The organism is Paenibacillus sp. FSL R5-0470, from assembly GCF_037975205.1.
Classification (GTDB): domain Bacteria; phylum Bacillota; class Bacilli; order Paenibacillales; family Paenibacillaceae; genus Paenibacillus_AQ.
In genome coordinates, this window is sequence record NZ_CP150238.1 from 5,689,685 (window position 1) to 5,712,021 (window position 22,337).

Below are 22,337 nucleotides of genomic sequence, written 5' to 3' on the forward strand. Positions count from 1 at the left end.
GATGCCCCGCTGCCCTTCCGGCTTTGGAACATCCCTGTTAACTATAGATTGGTCATTCTTCAGATGATCGAAGTATGCTTAAGCAATCTTTTAATAGAACGGTTAGCTTCATTCAGAACAATCTCTTTATCTACAGTCTTCAGCAGACCCCTTTCCATCACGATCTCTCCGTCGATAATCGTGGTTTCCACATCCGCCCGGGTAGCTGAATATACAATTCTAGAGATGGGATCTACGTCATAGGAGGGGAAGGTATGGAAATTGAAGAGATTCAGGAGCACTAGGTCTGCTTTTTTACCCACCTCGATACTACCGATCTTATCTTCCATCCCTACCGCTTTTGCCCCACCTATAGTTGCCATACGAAATACACTGCGGGCATCCATCGTCGTAGGTCCATGTTGAGGCTTCTGAATAATTGCTGCGAGCCGCACTTCATTAAACATATCCAGATTGTTATTGCACGGTGCACCGTCAGCACCCAGACTTAGTGACACATGATCATGGAGCATCCCCGGTGTATCAGCAATTCCGGAGGCTAGTTTCAGATTTGAGCCAGGGCAATGACTTACATGAACTCCACGATCCCGCAATATGCGCCGCTCCTCAACATCCAGCCATACACAATGCGCCAGTATTAAGCGCTCATTAGCTAATCCTAGATGGTCCAAGTAGACGATGTTACGCATCCCGGTCATCGCCTGTACAATCTCAATCTCCCCTAAATTCTCAGAAGCATGGGTGTGCACCTTCACATCATACCTTGCGGAGAGATCTCGTACCTCGGTTAACAAGGGTTCGGTGCAGGATATTACAAAACGCGGAGAGAACGCATATTGAATCCGTCCATTGCCATAGCCATTCCATTTTTCAAGCAAATCCACACTTTCCTGTAAAGAAGAAGCGGTATCCTCCTGCAGTGCTTCAGGCACATCTCCTCCTTTTTGATCCATCATCACCTTACCGGACAAAGCACGTATTCCACTTTTAGCAATGGCCTGAAAAGCATAGTCCGTATGGTGAACAGTCTCCATATCAACAATCGTAGTGGTTCCGCTGGAAATCAGTTCTCCAATACCGAGCATCGCCGAATAATAAAGGGATTCCTCATCATGCGCTGCCTCTAACGGCCAAATCCGTTTACGCAGCCAGTCCATAAGCTCCAGATCATCTCCCTTCCCACGGAATAACGTCTGGCATAAATGAATATGCGTCTGAACAAAACCGGGAATTAACGTACGGTTCGTGGCATCGATGACCTTTTCGTCTCCCTGCGGGATCAGACCAGTGCCTATTTCTACAATGAGATCGTCATTAATTCGAACATCCCCGACGATAATTTCCTCCTGTTTGTTCATTGTAATGATCTCAGCACTTTTGATCAGAATGTTCCCCATTGTCCTTATCCCCCTCATTGTTCATTCGTTTGCCGTTTCACGGTGTAACACAAAAAGACCACAAAAATATGCCGTAGCATATTTTCGTAGCCAGAAATTTACGGTTTCCGGTAGAGACCCTTAAACCAATTATTAAGGATATACGAAAAGAGAAGCTATTCTATTCCAAATTTGAATAAATCAATCATAAGACAAAGACAGGTTTAATGTCAACAAAAGTTATTTAAACTAACACATATTTCTTAATTAGATCTGTCCACAATTAAAAATAATGATTATCTATACAAACATGTAATAAAACTTAACTTTAATTATAATTTTCCACACTTCTTATCAATGTTTCTTAAGTTCCGCTTTTTATACTCGTCCTATCACCCGAACCGATAGCTTCGCTTTTAATAAAGTAATAGCGAGGAGGAGATCAAATGCCAACAATTTCTCAAACCCCAAATGAGTTGCAAGCATTCATCGCCGCTGCTGAAAAAGTATGGTTCGAGGTTTACGATTCTGCCGATTCTCGCAGAGTGATCCACGTTGATGGCGCCGATTATTATCGTCTGCCGGTTAGATTCAGTACCAGAGCTAAGGTCATTTCGTATTTTAGAAAGTATTGGGGCATTACAATGAGCAACACCATGTTCTGTAATTTAAAAACCGTTTCTAGAAACAACAGGCTTTATGTAATATCGGGAGATACAGGAACCATTGCTTTTATCCCAAGAAGACTCACCGTTACGGGTCGCACATCAACAAGAATACGCCTTACAGCAGTTCTGTCCATTGATGATATGAGCGATGAAGATATCGTTAACGTTCGTTACCTGATCGGTGTATCCGGTAGAAGGCTTCTTATCCTTAACCGGGATCAAAAAAATACCGATACTCGATACCAGACATGCCGTTAAGGGAATAAAGAAAAAAGGTCCAGAGGTTAACCCTCTGAACCTTTTTTTATGTTGAAGATTCCTAACTACGTTCCGGTTTCAACACCTTCTCGAATACTGGAAAGTTCGCCGTGCGGTTCGGAAAACCCACTTCACCTCTATGGTCATAACCAAGGCGAGGATAGATTTCCAATGCTCTAGTATTCTTCGCATAAGTATCCAGCCGAATACTTGTGTAACCATTACGCGCTGCGTAATCCTCCGCGAAAGCAATTAGCCTAGTCGCAATCCCTTTTCCCTGAATATGTGGATGAACTGCTAAACGATGCATAATCAGATGTGGCCCTTGATTTTGCTTCCACTCGATCTTCTTATATTCCTCAGAAGCATTCTCATCCAGTACAAGAATACCCGCGATAGCTTTATCTTCTTCACATACATATAAGGTACCCTGTGCGATATCCAGTTCGATAATCTCTTTATTCGGATAGCTCTCATCCCACTGGTCGCTTCCAGCGGCCTGCATAACTTGTACACATTTTGAGATCAATTCCATGATCTCTTCGATCTCATTCTGTCTAGCTTTTCTGATCCCATTTCCTACTTGCATCCTGCTATCCCCTCTTTCTTATCGACATCTGAAAACCTCTGAATAGATTCTCGTTTTAGAAGTCTATCATATTCGGAGACAAATTCCGATAGTAGGATGATTCCAGAGAGGATGCAGTCCCTCTAAGCTGAGGGACACGAAAGATCAGAATAACGCGTCACAGATTAGATCTCCGGGTCCCTTCCTCTTAACTTACCTGCCGCTGCTCAATTAAACTCCAGCTTATGACCGTCCTCGAAACCCTTGGCGAAACCGGCGTCGAACCCCACGTTGTATGCTTCGGTGTAGCCCTGCTGAAAGGCGTCTGCCGGTGGCGTTTCCGGCGAAACGCCAAGGTCCGGGGGGAGCGGAATGACCTGCGGGGCAGGTGGAGCCTCGATAACCGGCACTACATGAACTGGTGCTTGTATAACCCTCACCTTTCGAACAAGCTTGCGGCGGAGTCTTCTTTTCTTTCGTACCAAAAGCCCCTTCTTCGTCTTTCCATAACGAACGACTTTCCGAGAAAGTCCTCTGCGGGGTTTGCGGGCTAGACCTCTACGCACTTTCGTTTTCCGCGAGAGCAGTAGTGTGCGTCTGCGGGTTCTGCCTGAACGTAATGTTCTAAGGCTCTTTTTCTTCATGCTTCTATTCCTCCTGTGCTCCATGATCTCTGGAGGTTCCTACGGCGTATGCCTTGCTCAGCCATGGCGCAGCAGGAATTCCCCGTTTCGGTTGATGTAGTGAAATCCCGGACATCATCCGGCACATCGCGCTCTGATACCCACTTAAGATTCTGATATTGTCGCTCAATTTGCGGGCCGTCAGCTCAGATTGCCCCGTCAATTCGGCGATGCTCTCCAAGATGGCCGCCAAAGCAGCCTGACTGCGCGAAATGGAGCGGATCATCTCCAGCTTGACGGCATGTTCAGAGAGACGGTCCCCGCTCATTTGCTGTCTTCTCCAAAACTGAATCCATCACCTGACATGTCTCCAAAACCTTCCCCGCCACCATCATCTTCACCACTGCCCAGCACTGCTTTTAAATTGCTGTAGAGTCCATTCTCCAGTTTAGTCAGCCCTTCGACCATTTCCACGATAACTTCGTGAATGGAGAGGGATTCCTTCAGCTGCTCTTCATGAGATTCGAAAGCTCTAGCGTGGATATGATGTTGTGCCCACTGTTTTACCTTTTCAGCTTCAACCGCCTTAGCTTCCAGAATCATTGCAATGTTCCACTGGATAGTGGCGGTCGACTCCAGCATTTGCAGATAAGCCTTTTCTCTGCTCATCATCCGCCTCCTGCTCCTATAGCGTTACTCTTCTTCTTGGCCGTTCAATTCCTTAATTACTCTGCCTACCCCTTCAGCCATCGCTTCTTCCAGATCTGCAAGTGCATTCAAGTAAGCAATAATATTCTTGTTTACTTGAGTTGAGCTTTCGATCATCCCGCTGATACCGTCAAAACCGGGATCTGCATCTGGCAGATCGTGGACAATTTGCGACATACGGACAGCCACGTGGCGCTCGGCATCTAGTATCCGCGCCATCTGTTCGTGCGTATGGGCCATGTGCTGCAGGACTTTTGTTATTTTATTCTGCACCTTCATGTCTCCTTTGCTCAAACGCCCTGCTACAGCATATGCGGCAGAAGCCGGGACGGTGCCGAGGATATAAAGGCAAGTTACGTCTCTAAACAAGCGGATTGGCGGACTCAGGATACTTTAGAAAATTGCAACAGGCCGTGTAAATGGAAAATAAAAGGCCAACAGCCCGGTCCATTGGAATGAGCTGTTGGCCTTTTGGATTAATAATATTTATTGATGATTTTGTAAAAGAGAACCGCCGTTTCGGCGCGGGTTGCAGCTCCCGTTGGATGGAGCAATTTCCCGTCACCAAGGACAATGCCCTCCCTGACTAGTACGGCTGCTGCCTTCACGGCATAATTATCCACTTTGGAAGCATCCGCAAATTTGCCAAGGTCGGAGATGGAACCGGCCTCTGCTAATTTTCCTGACTTCTGCAATGCTCTTACGATGAATACCATCATATCCTGCCGGGAAATCTCTGCTCCCGGATTGAACCTGTTGCCGCCGACTCCGCTGGCAATGCCCAATTGTTTGGCGATTCCCAGCGCTTCATAATAGTATGCGTCCTGATCGGCATCCGCAAAGCTCACTTCAAAACCAGCCTTTAAATTAAACGCTCTGACCAGAAGCAATATAAAGTCCGCTCTTTTCATCTTGGCGCCCGGTTCAAAGAAAGTACTCGACGTTCCCTGAACGATACCTTTAGCCGCCAGTGCTTCAATAGCCTCTTTGGCCCACAAATAACTGCCGATATCACTGAAAACAGGTTTCTTGGGCTGCAGTTCCGGTGTTGGTGCCGGTGTTTTCGACGGACCTTCACTTGGCTTCGGAGCTGCCGGCGTTGGCGTTGGAGTCGGGTTACCACCTCCGCCGTTGCCCGAGCTACCGTCCCCGCTGGCCTTTAATGTAGATACGATTCTCACATTGCTTATCTTGGACGTATTTCCTGCTGCATCAACAGCTATAATATAGTATTTGTACTGGGTATCCGCAGATAAACCGCTATCTCTGTATTCTGTTGTTTCCAGGGTCTTGATTTCAACGTCATTGCGGTAAATCCTGTATCCCGTTACTCCCAAATTATCCGTGGAAGGTGTCCATTTTAGATCAATGACAGAGCTGGATACCGCTTCCGCTCTCTCTATTGTTGGTTCCATGGGAGCCTCAGTATCAACGATGGTTGGTGTCCACCAGTTGCCGGATGCCACAATCATGCTGAGCAGACGCAGATTATTGCCAAAATATAAATCGTCTTCGGTGGAAACAGCCGCATTATAATCCCATAATTTATTCAGCCACTCCTGATTGGATGAATCGATCATGGCGCTGACCATCATCGGTGCGGAGAAGGATGTGTCTGCATAATCATTGATTGCTTCCGTGCCGTCCAGCTTATATCCCGCAAGGATCTTGGCCGGATCATTATCCGCCTTGGCCCGAATCCAGCGGTTCAGCGTGCTGAGCTGCTCTTTAGCCCGGTTATCACCTGTCAGGAGATAATCCGTACTGATCCGCCAGGGAATACGGGAAGAGTTGTAGTTGTAATCCCCGTCATTTTCCGATTCCAGGAAGTATCCATCCGGGGTATCCCATATCTTCTGGCTTACTGGTTTGTATTGCCCATCCGTATCATCCTTGAATACAAAATCCGGCAACAAACCGGCTTTGGGACTGTAATTTTCATACAAACTATTAATGATGTTGTAAGTCTTATCGGTAACACGATCCCAATTGAGGTCTCCGGATACATTTTTAAAATCTTTCAGATGCTGCAGCATAAAATCGGAAGGACGTGTAGCATTGCCGAACATGGAATCATTGTCGCTGACCCAATCCGCCAATTTCAATGTCCACTCGGAATGGTTGACATCGCTTTTCATAATAGCGTTGATTACCTTTTTGGCCTGGGACAAGTAGTTAATTTCCCCGCTGCTGCCCCATTGGCTGTCGGCAAGCAGAAGAGCGTAAGCAATATCCATATCGCCGTCGGTTGCCGAATCCACACCATTGATATCAATAATTTCGGTGCCGGTATCCGCTTGCTGCCATGCCATTAAATCGGGATTGATTTCACTTGGATGTGCTCTGAAATAACGATACATCCCGTCAAAATACTTCTTAGCCTCCGGATCATGACCCGCGAGCAAAGCGGTAATCAGCATTCCGTAGCCATGCGCTTCTGAAACTGTAATCTCGTTATTCTCAAACCAATCTCCGTCGCTATACCATACGTAATACTGGTCTGACTGATATGGATTTTGTTTCAGATATTTTGTTTTCCACTCGTTATATAATCTGCCCACCGTAGCGTCCAGTTGGGCCTGAGTCAAGTGATTCGGCTTAATGGAGCCGGCCACATAAGACGTATGCTGCGGAAATGCCTTATGGACACCCTCTCCAGTGGATGAAGGTTTGGTCTTTACTTGAACGGTATTGCTCGCCAGCGATTCCTTCTCTTCTGCATTATAGGCCTTCACAGTATAACTATAGGCCGTATCCGGAGTTAACCCGGTATCGCCGTAGGATATTTCCTTCGTCGTGCCGACCTTGCTGCCGTTGCGGTATACGTTATAGCCCGCTGCCTGAATATTGCCGGCCGATGCCGTCCATTTCAAGTTGATTTGGTAAGGAGAAACCGCAGTTCCTTTTAAATCTGAAGGTGCTGAAGGCGGCTCCGACTCGCTTGGACCTTCGATTGTACTGACTTCGACCGGATCTGAATTGATTCTTATGCCGACCGCTTTGACAATAAATTCATATTTTTTCGCAGGATTGATATCATCTACCGTGTAGGTGTATTCCGTTTGACCTTCCGCTGCTGGCACATATATACTCCAGTGTGTCTTCACCTTGTCATTCTTCTCATAAATCCGGAATCCTCTTACAGGTTCTGTACTTGCGGAAGGTGCACTCCAGGTCAGAACCGCCTTGCTGCCGTTCAATTTCACCTTCACCGCTTCAGCCGGGTCCGGCTTGGTGTCCGTTCGCTTGATCCCATACTTGTCATATGCTTTTAGGCCGTCGCCAACGGTGTCCGGCTGATTCTCATCCGCTACGGCTGCGGTATATGCTGTAAAGGAAAGCACCCGGTCTGTGATGGAAACATCCGTAAACATCTTCTTCTCCGGCTGTTCGTCGACGGCTGCAAAGTAATCATCATAAGGAACCGAATTCCCGTTTTCGTCCTGAATCTCGCGGGGTTCTCCATTCTCATCCAGTTCATATTGATTGTTCTTATAATAGAATTTATTTCCGAATGCATTGGACATGAGATAGACCGTGCCTTTGGGATTGAGTGCATTGCCCTCTCCATCAAATGTCAGTTTTTCCTTGGGAATAACTTCATCATTGTACATTTGGAAGGATCTCATATACATATGATCATGGGCCTCGAACACCATATCGATGCCCATCTCGTCAAAGGCAGGAATCAGGTATTTCTTGTAAAACTGGACGCGATCGTCTTCCCATTGTGCAGAGTTGTCGCCTGCTGCATAGGGGCTTTTGTGAAAAGTAACAAACTTCCACTTCTTGTCGCTGCGGGCGACCGTACTCTTCATCCAGTCCACCTGGTCCCAGAATTGGTCATCTGCCCATTCCACTTCTTTCCCATTCTCTGCAAGTGCCCCCGAATACTGCGAATTGAAGACAAGATAGAGTGCATCACCGTATTCAAAAGAATACACAGAGCCTTCATGAGTATCCGCAACAACCTGTTTCGGCAAGTTGAAATGGTTGTAGAAGTTGTTATTCGGCGTCGTCTCGTCTCCGTCATAATCCATGACCTCATGACCGCCAAGTACAGGCACATATGGCACTTGCAGCAATTGATTCTGGGCTGCTTCGAGCATCCATTGCCACTGCTCCTCCAAATCACCGTTATCCACCAGATCTCCGGCGCTGATCAGGAATTTAGGGTCGCCTATATAATCAACTGCTTTCCGGAAGGTATCACCCCAAGGCTCAAAGTCAGACTTGCTGGAAGCCTGTGAATCGGAACCGGCGATAAAACGGAAAGGCTGGTGGCTGGCAGCATCGGTAGTGAACGAGCCAATAGAGCTCCAATCACCTGATTTGCCGTTACCTGCCCGAAATTTGTAAGCTGTTCCCGGTTGAAGCTGGTCTGCAATGACTTTATGACTAATAAATTTCGTTTTATGGTTCGTACTTCTGTCGCTTTTATTCATAAAGGTCTCAATTTCTTCGGCCTCTCCCTGATAAGTCAAAGCCCCGTTCTCCGGGAAAATGTTCCCCATAACCTTTGAGGCTTCTATAACCTGTACCACGGTATCCGTCATTGCATCCGTGTACCAGGCCAAAGCAATGCTCGTCTTTGGATCTCCGTTAAATGTCATATTGATGGATTTTGGAGCAAGAGGTGAATCCTGAACACCAAAACTCCAGGAAACTTCCCGAACTAGCGGCACAAGATCTGCCCCCTTGATAAGCTCCTTGGGTATAGTTACTGTGTAAGACTTCCCATAAGTCAACGGAGGATGGTTTATCCGCAAAGTATCTCTGTTTAAGACTTCAAGTGTAACCCGATCAACCGGTTGATCGTTCTCATCGGCAAATCGGACAGCATAACCCGGATCAAGAGCAATGGCCTTGTTGAATTTGATTTCAACGGGAGCTTCGGGAGACACATTTCCAGAACCGTCTGAAGGCTGCTGGACAAGATCTACGGTAGGAATGACAGGTTCTTTCCCCGGGATCGGCTCGCCGGACACCTTGATATTTCGGATTCTACTGGAACCTGAACCCCCTATGCCCTCATCATTCCCCCTGGTGTTGGTATCGGAGCTGACGATCCAGCGAATATATAATATTTCCCGATCATTGCTGTTCGGAAGGGGAGTATTCACCAATCTGCAGGTATCTCCCGGGCAATCAAAACTGGAGACGGCCATTTTAAGATTCGTATTTGGCACATTCTCCCACGTTTGTCGGTCTACACTCGTCTGCACTTTAAAATCACGCGGACCTGACCCGGATGAATTTTGCTCAGAGGATAAGGTGATCTTCTCAAACCCGGTTGTAGACACGGTAGCAAGCCAATACTTTTTCCCGTTTCCATCGTCCCAGCCCTGATAGCTGATCGCTTTCTTGCTTACATCCACATCCTCGAACACACCGCCTACATTGCGAAAAGTAGAAGCTGTCTCATAGATGCCGTATGTAGCCGAGATTACCCCCACATTTTCAGCGGCCTCATCAAACACCCATTCGGCAATCGTCTTTACACCGGTTATTGAATCTGAACCGACAGCATCTGGTGCTGGTGCAGCATTTGCAATCTGGAATGGCAGCAGTATAAGCACGAGCAACAAAGAAATGGATTGGTGCAGCCTTCTTTTCAAATGACCCTTCTTTTGCACTCTCGTTCCCTCTTTTCGCAGATAATAGTTTAAGCGCTTTAACTTTCACTTGCAGCGGACCCTGATTTTCTTTTCCCCTCCTTAAATACGATTTATATGTAAATATAGCGCATTCATTTCTATTCAATCTCTGCATATTTTGTTATTGTTAATGATTTTCTACTTTTACCGCTATTTAATTTCTATCCTGTTCAACAGGTCAATGAACGTGATACGATTGATTCAGGTATGGATCATGTTTCTGCGAGGATCATTCCCGCCGGATTGGAGATGACACCCCTGGAAATCAACTTCTATAAGTCTGATCCCTTTCACATTAGCCGAGAGAAAAAAAATGTCTCAAGTATGCCTTCAAATCATTATCACGATGCTTATGAAATTCTCTACTTAGTGTCTGGAGAGCTGTACTATTTTATAGAAGACCGAACCTTTCAAATCGTCAGCGGGGTTTTATTGTTCATTAACGCTAATGACCTGCACAGACTGATTAATGTAAATGGTACGATGTACGAAAGAGTTACTTTATTGTTTAAAAGGGAGTTCCTTCGCGACTTTTTTGCGGACAGCCCTCTTCCATGCGACCTCTTCTCCTGCTTTCACTCCAGATCAAATGCGATCAAGTTAAGCGGCAACGACCAGATCTTTGTCGAGAATCTTTTTAGCAAATTGATTCATGAAGACACCAAGAGACCTCCAAATTTCGACTACTATCGGAAAATCCTGTTGATGGAGCTGCTGATCTTCATCCAACGAAAAAAGCTTCCGGATCAAAACGAGCATTTTGTAGAAACGAACCGGACCCATAAGAAAATTTCCCAAATCATCCATTTCATCAACGGTAACTTCGCTGAGCCTCTGTCTCTGGAATACATATCGGACAGGTTCTCCATAAGCACCTCCCATTTAAGCCGAACGTTCAAGGACACAACCGGTTTTACTTTCAGCGAATATGTAAATAACACCCGCCTGAAAGAAGCCCGCTCTCTGCTGCAGGACTCCAAATTAACCGTTTCGGAAATCGCTGAGCGTGCAGGATTTGGTAACCTGACCCATTTTGGAAGAGTATTTAAAACCATGACCGGAACCTCACCGCTCAAATACCGCAAACAGAACCGGGTTGATGAAGATAATATCTCTACGCAAGCTTGAGATCAGGTCCTTCGTCCGGACTGCTGCGCCAATCAAGAAAAAACGGGAGCCGTCCATAAGGACGACCCCCGTTTCTCGTAGAAATATAAGCAAAGTATGGTGAAAGATATACTTTCTTATAGTTTATAAAGAAGGAGTGCCCGACCCAAGGCCGGACACTCCACGTTACCGCTGCCACTTATGGCAGTGCATCCTTCAGCTTCTCTCCCGCCTCCCGCAGAGACTGGAACGTCCCCGCATCGCTCCACCAATCCTTGAGAACATCATAGCTGAGCCTGCGGTTAGCAGCATATATATTATTTACATCGGTAATCTCCAGTTCCCCCCTCTTGGAAGGGGATACTTGGCGGATGATGTCAAACACAGCTTCATCGTACATATAAATACCTGTTACGCAAAATTTGGTCTTGGGATGCTCAGGTTTCTCTTCGATATAAGCAATCCATGCGGAATCTTGACTATCGAACACGGGAACACCGTATCTACGTGCGTCGTCCACCGGCTTCAGCAATACCTTCGCTGTACCTTCAGGCTGCCGGAGATAGCTCTCCACGTAAGGCGTCAGATCATCCATAAACAGATTATCACCAAGCAATACGACAAACCGTTCCCCAGGGAAAATGAATCCTTCTGCTAAATCGAGAGCCTCTGCAATGCCTCCAGCAGCTTCCTGAATCTTATAAGTCAGAGATACACCAAATGCTGCACCGCTGCCTAAAAAATCCGTATACAGACCAGCAGATTGCTTGCTGATGACCAGAAGAATGTCGGTAATCCCTCCCCGGCGAAGCCGATCTATGCCGTAACAGACCATAGGATATTTGCCGACCGGAAGCAAATGTTTGTTCATAAGCCGGGTCAGCGGTTGAAGTCTGGATCCAGTTCCGCCCGCCAGTATGACTCCTTTCACTTACTTTCCTCCTCTTTATCTAAGTCCTTTGCCTTCGGATCTGCACTTTATATGAAACTCGTTGGATCCACATTCCATTTGTTCATAAAGAGCTTACGATTTCGTTCCACCAGCTCCTGTAGCCCGGTGTGGTATACCTGCTTGAAGCTCGCACTTCCTTCATGGTGTACAAGGCAATCCCCTGCGATGAGCAATCGGTATCCCTTTAGCCTGGCGCGATAACAATAGTCATCATCCTCGTAATGTCCAGGTGAGTACCTCTCATCCAACAGACCTACGGAAGTAAGTAGCTCTCTTTTGAATAAAAAACATAATCCTACCAAACGGTTAGTCTCCAACCATTTTTGAGGATTGGAACGGTTAGTTATCTCTGCAGCCTTATGAAAATCTAACAGACTTTCATAATCAGTCTTCACCTGTTGACGTCCACTCGCATAGTTTGTCACTGGCCCAACAATACCAACTTCAGGAGCACTATATAGCGATCTCTTCAGATTAGTTAACCATCTATGGGAAACCACCACATCATTATTCAGCAGTAACAATTCATCCCCTGATGCTAGCAGTAGACCCAAATTGCAGGCGGATGGAAAGCCTCGATTCTCAGGCAACGAAATAAACGTTATACGATTCGCGCGGCAATAGGCATCCGTTCCATCTGATGAAGCATTATCTACAACGATGATCTCGTAAGGCAGTGGAGTATAAGCACGTATCGATTCCACACAGGACCGCAGCAGTGGCAACGCGTTGTAGGTCGGAATAATAATACTAGTCATCGTCATATCCGGTTCCTCCAAGCGGCTACTTGTCTGCGGTATTCACGCTGCGTTTCGCTATTAAGTAGGCCCCCATCATCTCGACGGGAAAGCACCTCAAGGAGAGCCTCTGCGTGATCCCCTATGATCAGTTTCTCCACAGCATTTCCAGCGCCTATGTTCGCTTGGCGCAGCCGATTATGCTTAATCACATTCACCGTTCCAACTTTCTCCACCCTTAGCTTCTCTAATACAGAACGAGCTTGGGCTTTAGGAGGAACTATTAATTCACGGTAGCCTATAGTCTCAAGTGCTCTCCGGGACAGCGCGTGAGGGACAGCCGTCATAGAGCTAACTCCGAGATCGTACCGTCCAAGAGCATAATTCAGAAACAGCTTGCTGCGAGTAACATCATCGCATAATCCAAAAGAAGGCATCAGTGGATCCAAGTCATTAAGAGCCACGTCAATTCCACCATCTACAGCAGCTGTGAATAATCCGAGCTGAGATGCAGGGATAACCATATCTCCGTCCAGGAAGAGCAGAATATCTCCTCGACTCAACTTCGCACCAATAGCCCGCCCTACATCATGTCCAACTGACTCCGGACAATGCACAACTATTGCTTGACGATGTTGTCTGGAAATGGGAAAGCTGCTATCGCTGCAACCGTTAAGCACGACGATAATTTCAGTAGGTCCCAGCCGCGATACCTGTTGCAGCAGACGTCCCAAGGTCTGCTCCTCGTTACGCGCGGAGATAATAACTGACAAGGTCCCACGTAAGCTCGGTAAATTCAGCACCTCGCGACCTACCTTGGATTGCCGAGACAGAATCGGTGGCCGAGCGGTAGGGATGCCTCTTTTTACCGAACGATTCGCTACCCTTTGGCGGGGTGCCAGTGTTGTTTTGGCCTGACTAGATGCTGAACGTTTCTTTACCGTACGAGTTGCTGTTCCTCGTCGAACGGCAGAGCTACCAGACACTTGTAACAGAGCAACCATCATCTCACCATCTCTCTGCGCCGGGCTCCGTCGGTGAACCCCGCCCTGTTTCCCCGGTGTTCAAGCAAGAGGGATACAGCCTCCATATGATCTGCTGTAATCAACTGCTGCAAAGGATCTGTGCCATCTTCTTTACGTCTGACCGCATTCAGTTTCCCTACATGTACTTTGTGAGCAGCTACCACACGTAAACCATTCAGAACTGCCTGAGCATGTGCCAGAGGGGGACGAGATAATGATTGACTCCCTAAGATTTCAAGTGCTCTTCGGCTGATTGCGTGCGGAACGGCCGTCATCGAACATCCTTTTAGATCCGGACGGCCAAGCAAAATATTAAGTGCATGTTTGGACAGCACCACCGGATGGGGCGAAAGTCTCCGTACTGGTCCGGAATAATCATTAAGCGCTATGTCTGCGCCACCGCTAACAGCGGTGACGAAAGGACGTAGCCCCGAGGCAGGAATCACTAAATCCCCATCTGTAAACAAGAGAACCTCTCCCTTAGCTGCCTCTGCTCCGACACTACGGCCAGCGTCGTGTCCAAGCGGTAACTCATAGGAAATAACATGCGCACCAAGCGAAAGGGCAATTTCTGCCGTTTGATCGGCTGATCCGTTGACGACTACAATAACCTCGCAGCGCGGATGGACCCCTCTAGCTCCGGCTATCACTCCCGCAATGGTCTTCGCTTCATTCATGGCCGGAATAATAACCGAAACATAGGGATTTGGATGGTTAACAGTAGGGACTGCAGCGACTTGCCGCACCGGACGCGAAGTCCGCCGCTTGATCCGAGAGACCCGCCGTCCCTTGCGGCGGGCAGAAGTACGTTTGGGCTTCATGCTCATCCACCTTCCTTACAGAGCCTATTCGTCAGGCTGAGGGTTACATCACAGTTTATGTACTACGCCGAACAGGGTAACGGCCTTTGTCTCCTGTCATGTGGAAAACAGGACAAATGTACTCACCCTCTTAATTGCTAGGAGGACAACACAACAAAAAGCGCAGCCATCGGCTGCGCTTAGCATTTTGTACATCATCATTGCGAATTAATCAAACACACGATCATCCACTGCCGGTCTGGCTAATGGAGCGCCGATAGCAATCCAAGAGATGACCCCATAGAAATGCGGAGTTTCGCGCAAGCGCACCACTTGTATCACTGCATCTCCATTGGCTCTGCTCTTTAAGGAAGCATAGAAGTAAGGTTGATTCGTCATGGCGACGAGCACATAACCGGTATGACCAAAGTTCTCATCGAACGATACGGTCACTTCCACACTCTCAGCATCCCCATTGAACATGAATGCTGTCATTCCAAACTGCTGAAGCGCTTCTCGCTTACCTGCAGTCTGAATCGGACTGAAGGATAGATGCTCAGCATTCACAGAACTCGGTGCCAAATGGAACCCATTTACTGCGCCGGGGGCAATATGATAATCTTGAACGCTCTCTTCCTCTAGATGACGCGCTTGAATAGAAAATGAAGAGATCTTCGAAGCAACCACCGCTTCGTCCTGCAGCTCTTTCGTGCCTACACTACCCTCAATCAGATGAACGGAATCAATACTGTCTGCCTTCAGCTTGGCTCCATCGATGCTTGCATCCGGAAGCAGCGCTGAGGTGCGAGTTTCATCTGCGAGATGCTCCAATTTGATGATACCAGGCTGCAAGTGCCGATCCTCTACGATTTTGTCAGCCAGATGCTCTCCGTACACACTCCACGACTGCAAATGTAAAGCATTCACTGAGCCTTCGGCTAACTTTTCTTCAGTAATACTGCCTTGCGGCAATAGATCGGAACTGCGGACCTCTTCTGACAAATGCCTCAAGGTGATGCTGTCTGATCGAATGTGGTGACCATCCACCGCTTCCTCTACCAAATGCCCACCAAAGACGCTACCTGGGGCCAAATGGAATGATTGGATAGTTCCGCCTTCAATCTTTCCACCTGTTATGCTGCCATCCGGCAACAGATCGGAGCTGTGCACCTCTTCTGACAGATGCTTCAAGGTGATACACCCAGATCGCAGATGACGGCTATCTATCGTATCCCCCGCTAAATGCCCCCCATACACGCTGCCTGGGGCCAGATGGAAAGCATGAATGGATCCACCCTCCAGCTTCTTACCAGGAATGCTACCATCTGGCAGCAGATCAGAACTACGAACCTCTTCTGACAGATGAGCCAGAGTAATCTCTCCGTGCCGGATATGACGGCCTTTTACTGTACTTGGACTCAGATGACTTCCATTTACACTTCCAGGCACAAGATGATTTGAATCTACGGATGCTTTTGCCAACTTCTCTCCGGTAAGGCTACCGTCCGGCAGCAGATCAGAACTACGAACCTCTTCTGACAGATGAGCTAGCTTAATTTCACCGTATGCGATATGACGTCCTTCTACTGTACCCGGGCTCAGATGACTACCATCCACACTTTCTGGTACAAGATGAACAGAATCTACGGATTCTTCTGCCAGCTTCTCACCCGTAATGCTACCATCTGGCAGGAAATCGGAGCTGCGTGTTTCTGGTGCTAGATGAGCCAGGGTAATCTCACCGTACCCGATATGACGTCGTTCTACTGCACCTGAGCTCAAATGACTGCCCTCTACACTTCCTGGTGCCAGATGGTTTGAATCTACGGATTCTTCTGCTAGCTTCTCACCGGTAATGCTACCATCCGGCAGGAAATCGGAGCTGCGTGTTTCTGGTGCTAGATGAGCCAGGGTAATCTCACCGTACCCGATATGACGTCGTTCTACTGCACCTGAGCTCAAATGACTGCCATCTACACTTCCTGGTGCCAGATGGTTTGAATCTACGGATTCTTCTGCCAGCTTCTCACCAGTAATGCTGCCGTCCGGCAGTAATTCTGAGCTGCGTGTCTCTGGTGCTAGATGAGCCATTGTAATTTCACCATACCCGATATGATGGCCTTCTACTGAACCCGAACTCAGATGACTACTCCCTACACTTCCTGGTGCCAGATGGTTTGAATCTACGGATTCTTCTGCCAGCTTCTCACCGGTAATGCTACCGTCCGGCAGCAATTCAGAGCTACGTGTGTCTTTTGCCAAATGAGCTAACGTAATCTCACCATTTCGGATATGACGGCCTTCCACTGCGTCTGGACTCAAATGACTGCCATCTACACTTCCTGGTACTAGATGATTTGAATCTACGGATTCTTCTGCCAGCTTCTCACCGGTAATGCTACCGTCCGGCAGCAATTCAGAGCTACGTGTTTCTTTTGCCAAATGAGCTAACGTAATCTCACCATTTCGGATATGACGGCCTTCCACTGCGTCCGGACTCAAATGACTGCCATCTACACTTCCTGGTATTAGATGATTTGAATCTACGGATTCTACTGCCAGCTTCTCACTGGTGATACTACCGTCGGGTAACAATTCAGAGCTGCGCGTTTCTTTTGCCAAATGATCTAACGTAATCTCACCATTTCGGATATGACGGCCTTCCACTACATCCGGACTCAGATGACTGCCATCCACACTTCCAGGTATTAAATGATTTGAATTTACAGATTCTCTCGCCAGCTTTTCTCTGGTAATACTGCCATCTGGAAGCAAGTCTGCGCTACGTGCATCTTTGGCTAGATGTGCTAAGGTGATTTCACCGTACCCGATATGACGTCCTTCTATTGTATCTGGACCCAGATGACTGCCATTCACACTTCCAGGTATTAGATGACTTGAATTCACAGATTCGTCCGCTAGCTTTTCTCTAGTAATACTGGCATCTGGGAGTAAGTCTGCACTACGTGCATCTTTGGCTAGATGAGCTAAGGTGATTTCACCGTGCCCAATATGACGTCCCTTCACTATATCCGCTCTCAGATGACTGCCCTCTACACTTCCAGCCACGAGATGAATAGAACCTACGGATTCCTCAGCGAGCTTCTTGCCGGTAATACTACCGTCAGGCAATAGCTCAGAGCTAAACGTTTCTTCTGCCAAATGAGCTAGTGTGATCTCACCATGCTGAATGTGACGACCTTCTACTGCACCCAGTCTCAGATGAGTTCCGTCTACACTTGCAGGTACAAGATGAATAGAATCTACGGATTCTTCCGCCAGCTTCTCCCCGGTAATACTGCCCTCTGGCAGCAAGTCGGAGCTACGTGCATCTTCAGCTAGATGAGCCAGCTTGATCTCACCATGCCCGATATGACGTCCTTCAATCGTATCCATGCATAGATGGCTTCCGTCTACACTGCCCGGTGAAAGATGCTGGGAATCCACAGCCCCTTTGGCCAGCTTAGACCCGCTAATACTGCCCTCCTGTATTTGAATCGAAGAGATGGAATTAGGAATGATATGACCATTTCCGATGGACAACGGCCGGATATGCGCCCCGCCGATACTTCCCGGATTCATATGTCTGCTCTGAACCGCACTATCGCTAATGGATTTTGAATGAACTGCATTCACAGATAAATGCTCTGCCTGAACTGCCGACACTGCTAATTTACTGGAATCCACACTTCCATCAGCAAGCTTAGCCGATGTGACCGATAAATCACTAATCTTATCCGTCGATACACTTTCCGGGGACAGCTTTAACGATGTCACCACATGATCTGCCAGATGATGTGGCTGCACTGCCCCAGCGGCCAAATGAATCTCTCTCACCGCAGCAGAAGCCAGCTTATCTCCCGAAACCGAGCCGGACTGAATCGCAGCAGTAGTCACACTATTTTCTCCGAGATGTCTCCGTTCCACAGCTCCAGTGGCAAGATGATCTTTATCCACTACAGCATCCTGCAAGGCACGACCGCTCACGCTGGCATCTGCTAGATGTTTCTCCTCCACTGCACAAAAAGCGATATGCTCACCACTTACCACTTCACGAGCAATCGTACTTCCAATGACCGATCCTGCTGCTAGTTTAGCCGAGCTCACCACTCCGTCCGCTAACTTGGCGGAAGTAACGCTCTGTGGACGCAGGTGCTCCGCACCCACAGACTCTGAGGCCAGCTTTTCTCCAGTAACAGCACCAGAGGATAGATGTTCCGTATGAACAGCTTCATCCATAAGCTGCTCCGAGCCTACCGCTTCCGAAGCTAAATGGGAGTGGTTCACAGCCTCACGTTCCAGATGATTAGAGGAAACAGCTTGCATAGCAATTTGCGGTCCGCGTATGGCGGATTTGGCAATATGTCTGGTGGTTACAGCTTCATCTGCTAGCTTATGTGCGAGTATGCTTTGATCAGCGATTTTCGATGAGGTGACCGCTTGCTCAACCAGCTGTGCAGTACCTACCGCACCCTCTGTTAGCTTTAAAAAGGAGATACTTCGGTCAGCTAGATGGCGACTCGTTATTTCCCCGTCGCTGATATGGGAACCGTGTACGCTTTCTGCACTTAAATGGATGCTTCTCACTACTTCTGCACCTAGCTGCTTGGAACCAATAGCACCATCCGCTACATGTGTGCCTTCGATTACACCCGACTGGAGCTGCTCCTTGCCGATCAGCTTGCTGGCAAGCTGCCCTGGTCCAATCGCTCCCGGAGCCAAATGTCTAGCGGTTATCAAAGCATCGCTAAGATGGCGACCCTCAATCACAGCATCAGCCAGTTTGGAGCTGCTGATTTCACCATCGGCTATTATATCGCCAGATACCGCTGCATCAGCTAGCTTGGAACGGTCTATACTCCCGTTTGCGATGTGGCGGCCTGTGATGCTGCTGCTTCCTATTTTCTCACCAGTAACCGCTCCATCTTCCAGTAGATCAGCCGTAATAATCAGATCGCTCAAATGACGGCTCTCAATTGATTTATCCGCAATTTGACCGCCGCCGATAATCCGATCAGCCAGCTTCTCTGGACTAATACTACCGTTCTTCAGCTTCTCTCCACTGATGGAATGATCCAGCAGTTTACCGCCACTTACGCTTCCTTCAGCTAAATGTTCACCCACAATGGATTCAGGCGCGATTTTCGAAGAAGTAACTGCCTTGTCCGCGATATTGATGCTCTGTACAGCGTAATCTTGCAACCATGGTGTACCAATAATGCCGAACTTCAGCTTAGAACCGTCAATGGTACGTGGAGCGATTTTAGCTCCTGTAACTGCTGCATCCGATAGATCATCTGTATAAACGGGCTGGAACCGCTCTTTTTCAGGAGCGAACCAAATCGTCTCAGGAAGATTATCTGCCTGTTTCTGAAGCTGCTCTTCCACTATAGGCTCTGGCTCTGGCTCTGGTTGCAGAACTGGTACGAAAATTGATTCCTCTTGAACGACTTCAGCGATTGCTCCTCCACTTACCTGAACATCAGCGAGCTCTGCTTTACTGACTCCGTCATTGCTGCTCCCCGAATCCTTAGAACTGCCTTTGCTTTCCAGCATGCTCAGTTCCTTTATATTGGGATTATCTACATAGTAGAGTCGTTTTTGTGGACTGCGCGGCTGCTTTTTTTTGGAACCCCTCACAAGCAGTCTCCTCCTTCCATCTATTGTTTCTCCTAGGCATCATATGCAGCGGTATGGGCTGATGACACCCTTTTGCGATAAGCCCTTAATAAGATTCTGATGAAATTTATACTTTCTTATATTTAAAAAAAGGCTTCTGCCGCCGCGCATTCGTCCACCCTGACATGCGGGTACAAACATACAATGACAAGAGTAGTAAAAGCGGGAATCACGTGACCGAAGAAACAGGAGGAACAAACATGGGGCATAAGCTCGTTGGAATACTACTAAATGCCGATATGCACCGGGGCGTTCCCCGGCTAAAAACAGGACAGGAGTCTCTATCCAACTATGAAGAGGCGGCCGCTGCATACGGCCTAGTTCCCTGCTTTCTGAAGCTCGCGGACATCGATACAGACTCAGGCTTCAGCGCCGCCTATATAAAGGGATCTCATGGATATAAAAGCGTAGTAGTTCCTACGCCAACTGTCATCCATAACCGAGCCATATACAGCCAGAATAGCCCAGGAATGCAACGTCTGCTGCGGAACCATCCTTTGGTGTACAATACTTGCAATCGATACGGCAAGGATGATATCCATGAACTGCTTGAGCAGCATGAAGAGCTGCGTGAGGTTTTGCCAGCAACAACTGGCGTATCTGGACTCAAACAAATGATGAATCGTTACCCCGATCTTATTCTTAAACCTTGCCGTGGAAGCATTGGGAATGGGGTCATGCGACTGGTTCGTAAAGGGCCTCAGCGCTGGAGCTTAAATTATCTCTCCCCCTCCATGCGGCGCTGGATAAGCACTCCCGTATATCAGGGGGCGCTGCCAAAAATGCTCCGGGCACGCCTTGCCTCTGTCCCTTATCTCGTGCAGGAGCGTATTCCCCTTGCTGAGATTGGAGGACGTCCCTTTGATTTACGCGTCACCGTTCAACGCGGCTGGGGAGGCGATTGGCAGGTTACCGGTCTCTTTGCTAAACTAGCACCCCCTGGGGGGTTTGTCTCTAATATAGCCCGTGGAGGAGAAGCGTTAAGCTCTTCCTTTGCGCTGGAAAAAGCCTTCTCTAGAGGAATAGCGGCCCATATCCGTATGGCTGTCGAAACACTTAGCCTTGTTATAGCTCGTTGTCTCGAACAAGACCTTCCAGGGCTGGCCGATATCGGACTGGATATAGGCATTACAAAGGATGGTCGCATCTTCTTCATAGAATGCAATGGCCGCGACCAACGCTATGGATTTCACAAAGCCGGCCTTACGGAGATTTGGAAGGAGAGTTACCGAAGACCTATGGGATACGCACGTTTTTTACTAGAAAAGAACAGCCTCATATATAACAGTTATTGATTTGTCTCCTATTCTATGTCAATATAATGCAGAGCAGAAGGCGGCCACATACGACCGTACTGCTGTATTATGGAAGGGAGATGGGCATGGTAAAACAATTGCTGCGGCTAATGACCGAGCTATCCTCGCACCGATGGCTTTCACGGTTAATGGGGTCTTTTTCTCATAGTAGACTCAGCCGTTTTCTAATCCCGGTATTTATTAAGACTTATCAAATCCCCTCCGCCCAAGCGGAGAAGAATCCTGGAGAATATCTCACTCTTAATGAGTTTTTCAGCCGCCGGCTGAAGCCTGGCATGCGGCCTATTGCAACCGATGCTGACGCTTTAGTTAGTCCCGTAGATGCAATGATTACTGCTATGGGTGACATTTCCTCTGGTACGATTATGAATGTAAAAGGGCAGGATTATAAGATCGAGGATCTACTAAATCATTCTCCGCATCTGGAGCTATACAAGAGAGGTTTTTTCTTCGTCCTTTATCTAAGTCCTACGGATTATCACCGGATTCACTCTCCCCTTACTGGACATAAGGTTGAGAGTGATCATATTCGTGGACGAGCCTATCCTGTCAACGATTTCGGCATGCGGCATATGAAGGGCGTACTGAATCGCAATGAACGTCTTATCACGTATATCGCCGGAGACTACGGAGAAACCGCAGTAGTAAAGGTAGGCGCGATGAACGTCAGCAGCATCGGGTATACGGATGCTAACGCTACCGAGTGGCAAATCGGCGATGATCTAGCCTATTTCGAGTTCGGCTCCACTGTAGTACTGCTTATGGAGAGCGGTACTTTTACCCCGAGACCCAAGCTTGAGGTCAACACGAAGGTAAAGATGGGGGAATTGCTGGGGACGCTACATCGGCCGCTTTAGTAAAGC

The 22,337-nt window shown here is 47.8% G+C and carries 16 protein-coding genes and 1 riboswitch; of the genes, 4 read left to right on the plus strand and 12 right to left on the minus strand.

Annotated features, from left to right (window positions below):
* Positions 1 to 59: 59 nt before the first annotated feature.
* A complete protein-coding gene (locus tag MKY99_RS25160; RefSeq protein WP_339266973.1) occupies positions 60 to 1,397 on the minus strand; it encodes a 5'-deoxyadenosine deaminase in 1,338 nt (445 codons plus the stop codon).
* Between the two features lie 67 nt (positions 1,398 to 1,464).
* A riboswitch (purine riboswitch) is annotated at positions 1,465 to 1,563 on the minus strand.
* Between the two features lie 259 nt (positions 1,564 to 1,822).
* Between MKY99_RS25160 and MKY99_RS25165 the strand changes: the two genes are divergently transcribed.
* Positions 1,823 to 2,302, plus strand: a complete 480-nt coding sequence (locus MKY99_RS25165; RefSeq protein ID WP_339266975.1) for a DL-endopeptidase inhibitor IseA family protein — start codon at positions 1,823 to 1,825, stop codon at positions 2,300 to 2,302.
* A gap of 61 nt (positions 2,303 to 2,363) precedes the next feature.
* On the opposite strand, the gene MKY99_RS25170 is transcribed toward MKY99_RS25165, so the two are convergent.
* The 6 genes from MKY99_RS25170 to MKY99_RS25195 all read right to left on the minus strand — a co-directional run bounded on the left by MKY99_RS25170 (position 2,364) and on the right by MKY99_RS25195 (position 9,837).
* Entirely contained in the window at positions 2,364 to 2,891 is a 528-nt protein-coding gene (locus MKY99_RS25170) for a GNAT family N-acetyltransferase (RefSeq protein ID WP_339266977.1), read from the minus strand.
* 206 nt (positions 2,892 to 3,097) lie between these two features.
* Positions 3,098 to 3,514 (minus strand): hypothetical protein, encoded by a 417-nt coding sequence (locus MKY99_RS25175; RefSeq protein ID WP_076285968.1) that lies wholly within the window; start codon positions 3,512 to 3,514, stop codon positions 3,098 to 3,100.
* A gap of 4 nt (positions 3,515 to 3,518) precedes the next feature.
* On the minus strand, positions 3,519 to 3,821 hold the full coding sequence (locus MKY99_RS25180; protein WP_042130853.1) for a hypothetical protein: 303 nt from the start codon (positions 3,819 to 3,821) through the stop codon (positions 3,519 to 3,521).
* Positions 3,818 to 4,165, minus strand: a complete 348-nt coding sequence (locus MKY99_RS25185) for a restriction endonuclease subunit S (protein ID WP_305953492.1) — start codon at positions 4,163 to 4,165, stop codon at positions 3,818 to 3,820. Before MKY99_RS25185 ends, MKY99_RS25180 begins: the two co-directional genes overlap by 4 nt.
* 21 nt (positions 4,166 to 4,186) lie before the next feature.
* Positions 4,187 to 4,474: a hypothetical protein gene (locus MKY99_RS25190; RefSeq protein ID WP_042191504.1), complete on the minus strand. Its 288-nt coding sequence runs from the start codon at positions 4,472 to 4,474 to the stop codon at positions 4,187 to 4,189.
* A 203-nt stretch (positions 4,475 to 4,677) separates the two neighbouring features.
* Positions 4,678 to 9,837 carry a glycosyl hydrolase family 8 gene (locus MKY99_RS25195; protein ID WP_339266981.1) on the minus strand — a complete coding sequence of 1,720 codons (5,160 nt, stop codon included), beginning with the start codon at positions 9,835 to 9,837 and terminating at the stop codon, positions 4,678 to 4,680.
* A gap of 270 nt (positions 9,838 to 10,107) precedes the next feature.
* Here MKY99_RS25195 and MKY99_RS25200 point away from each other — a divergent pair, with 270 nt between their 5' ends.
* Positions 10,108 to 10,986 (plus strand): AraC family transcriptional regulator, encoded by an 879-nt coding sequence (locus MKY99_RS25200; protein ID WP_042194468.1) that lies wholly within the window; start codon positions 10,108 to 10,110, stop codon positions 10,984 to 10,986.
* A gap of 178 nt (positions 10,987 to 11,164) precedes the next feature.
* On the opposite strand, the gene MKY99_RS25205 is transcribed toward MKY99_RS25200, so the two are convergent.
* The 5 genes from MKY99_RS25205 to MKY99_RS25225 all read right to left on the minus strand — a co-directional run bounded on the left by MKY99_RS25205 (position 11,165) and on the right by MKY99_RS25225 (position 20,119).
* Positions 11,165 to 11,896, minus strand: a complete 732-nt coding sequence (locus tag MKY99_RS25205; RefSeq protein ID WP_042191506.1) for a sugar phosphate nucleotidyltransferase — start codon at positions 11,894 to 11,896, stop codon at positions 11,165 to 11,167.
* A gap of 47 nt (positions 11,897 to 11,943) precedes the next feature.
* Complete coding sequence (locus MKY99_RS25210) at positions 11,944 to 12,681, minus strand: glycosyltransferase family 2 protein (RefSeq protein ID WP_339266983.1); 738 nt, start codon at positions 12,679 to 12,681, stop codon at positions 11,944 to 11,946.
* Complete coding sequence (locus MKY99_RS25215) at positions 12,678 to 13,661, minus strand: glycosyltransferase (protein WP_143764120.1); 984 nt, start codon at positions 13,659 to 13,661, stop codon at positions 12,678 to 12,680. Before MKY99_RS25215 ends, MKY99_RS25210 begins: the two co-directional genes overlap by 4 nt.
* On the minus strand, positions 13,658 to 14,500 hold the full coding sequence (locus tag MKY99_RS25220) for a glycosyltransferase (RefSeq protein ID WP_339266986.1): 843 nt from the start codon (positions 14,498 to 14,500) through the stop codon (positions 13,658 to 13,660). The genes MKY99_RS25215 and MKY99_RS25220 overlap by 4 nt, the downstream gene beginning before the upstream one ends.
* Positions 14,501 to 14,707: 207 nt before the next feature.
* Entirely contained in the window at positions 14,708 to 20,119 is a 5,412-nt protein-coding gene (locus MKY99_RS25225; protein WP_339266988.1) for a WIAG-tail domain, read from the minus strand.
* 239 nt (positions 20,120 to 20,358) lie between these two features.
* On the opposite strand from MKY99_RS25225, the gene MKY99_RS25230 reads away from it, so the two are divergent.
* Positions 20,359 to 21,453 carry a YheC/YheD family protein gene (locus MKY99_RS25230; protein ID WP_339266990.1) on the plus strand — a complete coding sequence of 365 codons (1,095 nt, stop codon included), beginning with the start codon at positions 20,359 to 20,361 and terminating at the stop codon, positions 21,451 to 21,453.
* Positions 21,454 to 21,539: 86 nt separating this feature from the next.
* On the plus strand, positions 21,540 to 22,331 hold the full coding sequence (gene asd / locus MKY99_RS25235) for an archaetidylserine decarboxylase (RefSeq protein ID WP_042191516.1): 792 nt from the start codon (positions 21,540 to 21,542) through the stop codon (positions 22,329 to 22,331).
* The last annotated feature ends 6 nt before the right edge of the window (positions 22,332 to 22,337 follow it).

What these genes read in the sequence shown, in the direction of transcription:
- MKY99_RS25160 (WP_339266973.1), bottom strand. Translation starts at nt 1,397, where the DNA reads ATGGGGAACATTCTGATCAAAAGTGCTGAGATCATTACAATGAACAAA.
- MKY99_RS25220 (WP_339266986.1), bottom strand. Translation starts at nt 14,500, where the DNA reads ATGAAGCCCAAACGTACTTCTGCCCGCCGCAAGGGACGGCGGGTCTCT.
- MKY99_RS25210 (WP_339266983.1), bottom strand. Translation starts at nt 12,681, where the DNA reads ATGACGATGACTAGTATTATTATTCCGACCTACAACGCGTTGCCACTG.
- MKY99_RS25230 (WP_339266990.1), top strand. Translation starts at nt 20,359, where the DNA reads ATGGGGCATAAGCTCGTTGGAATACTACTAAATGCCGATATGCACCGG.
- MKY99_RS25200 (WP_042194468.1), top strand. Translation starts at nt 10,108, where the DNA reads ATGACACCCCTGGAAATCAACTTCTATAAGTCTGATCCCTTTCACATT.
- MKY99_RS25185 (WP_305953492.1), bottom strand. Translation starts at nt 4,165, where the DNA reads ATGATGAGCAGAGAAAAGGCTTATCTGCAAATGCTGGAGTCGACCGCC.
- MKY99_RS25165 (WP_339266975.1), top strand. Translation starts at nt 1,823, where the DNA reads ATGCCAACAATTTCTCAAACCCCAAATGAGTTGCAAGCATTCATCGCC.
- MKY99_RS25180 (WP_042130853.1), bottom strand. Translation starts at nt 3,821, where the DNA reads ATGAGCGGGGACCGTCTCTCTGAACATGCCGTCAAGCTGGAGATGATC.
- MKY99_RS25170 (WP_339266977.1), bottom strand. Translation starts at nt 2,891, where the DNA reads ATGCAAGTAGGAAATGGGATCAGAAAAGCTAGACAGAATGAGATCGAA.
- MKY99_RS25175 (WP_076285968.1), bottom strand. Translation starts at nt 3,514, where the DNA reads ATGAAGAAAAAGAGCCTTAGAACATTACGTTCAGGCAGAACCCGCAGA.
- MKY99_RS25215 (WP_143764120.1), bottom strand. Translation starts at nt 13,661, where the DNA reads ATGATGGTTGCTCTGTTACAAGTGTCTGGTAGCTCTGCCGTTCGACGA.
- asd (WP_042191516.1), top strand. Translation starts at nt 21,540, where the DNA reads ATGGTAAAACAATTGCTGCGGCTAATGACCGAGCTATCCTCGCACCGA.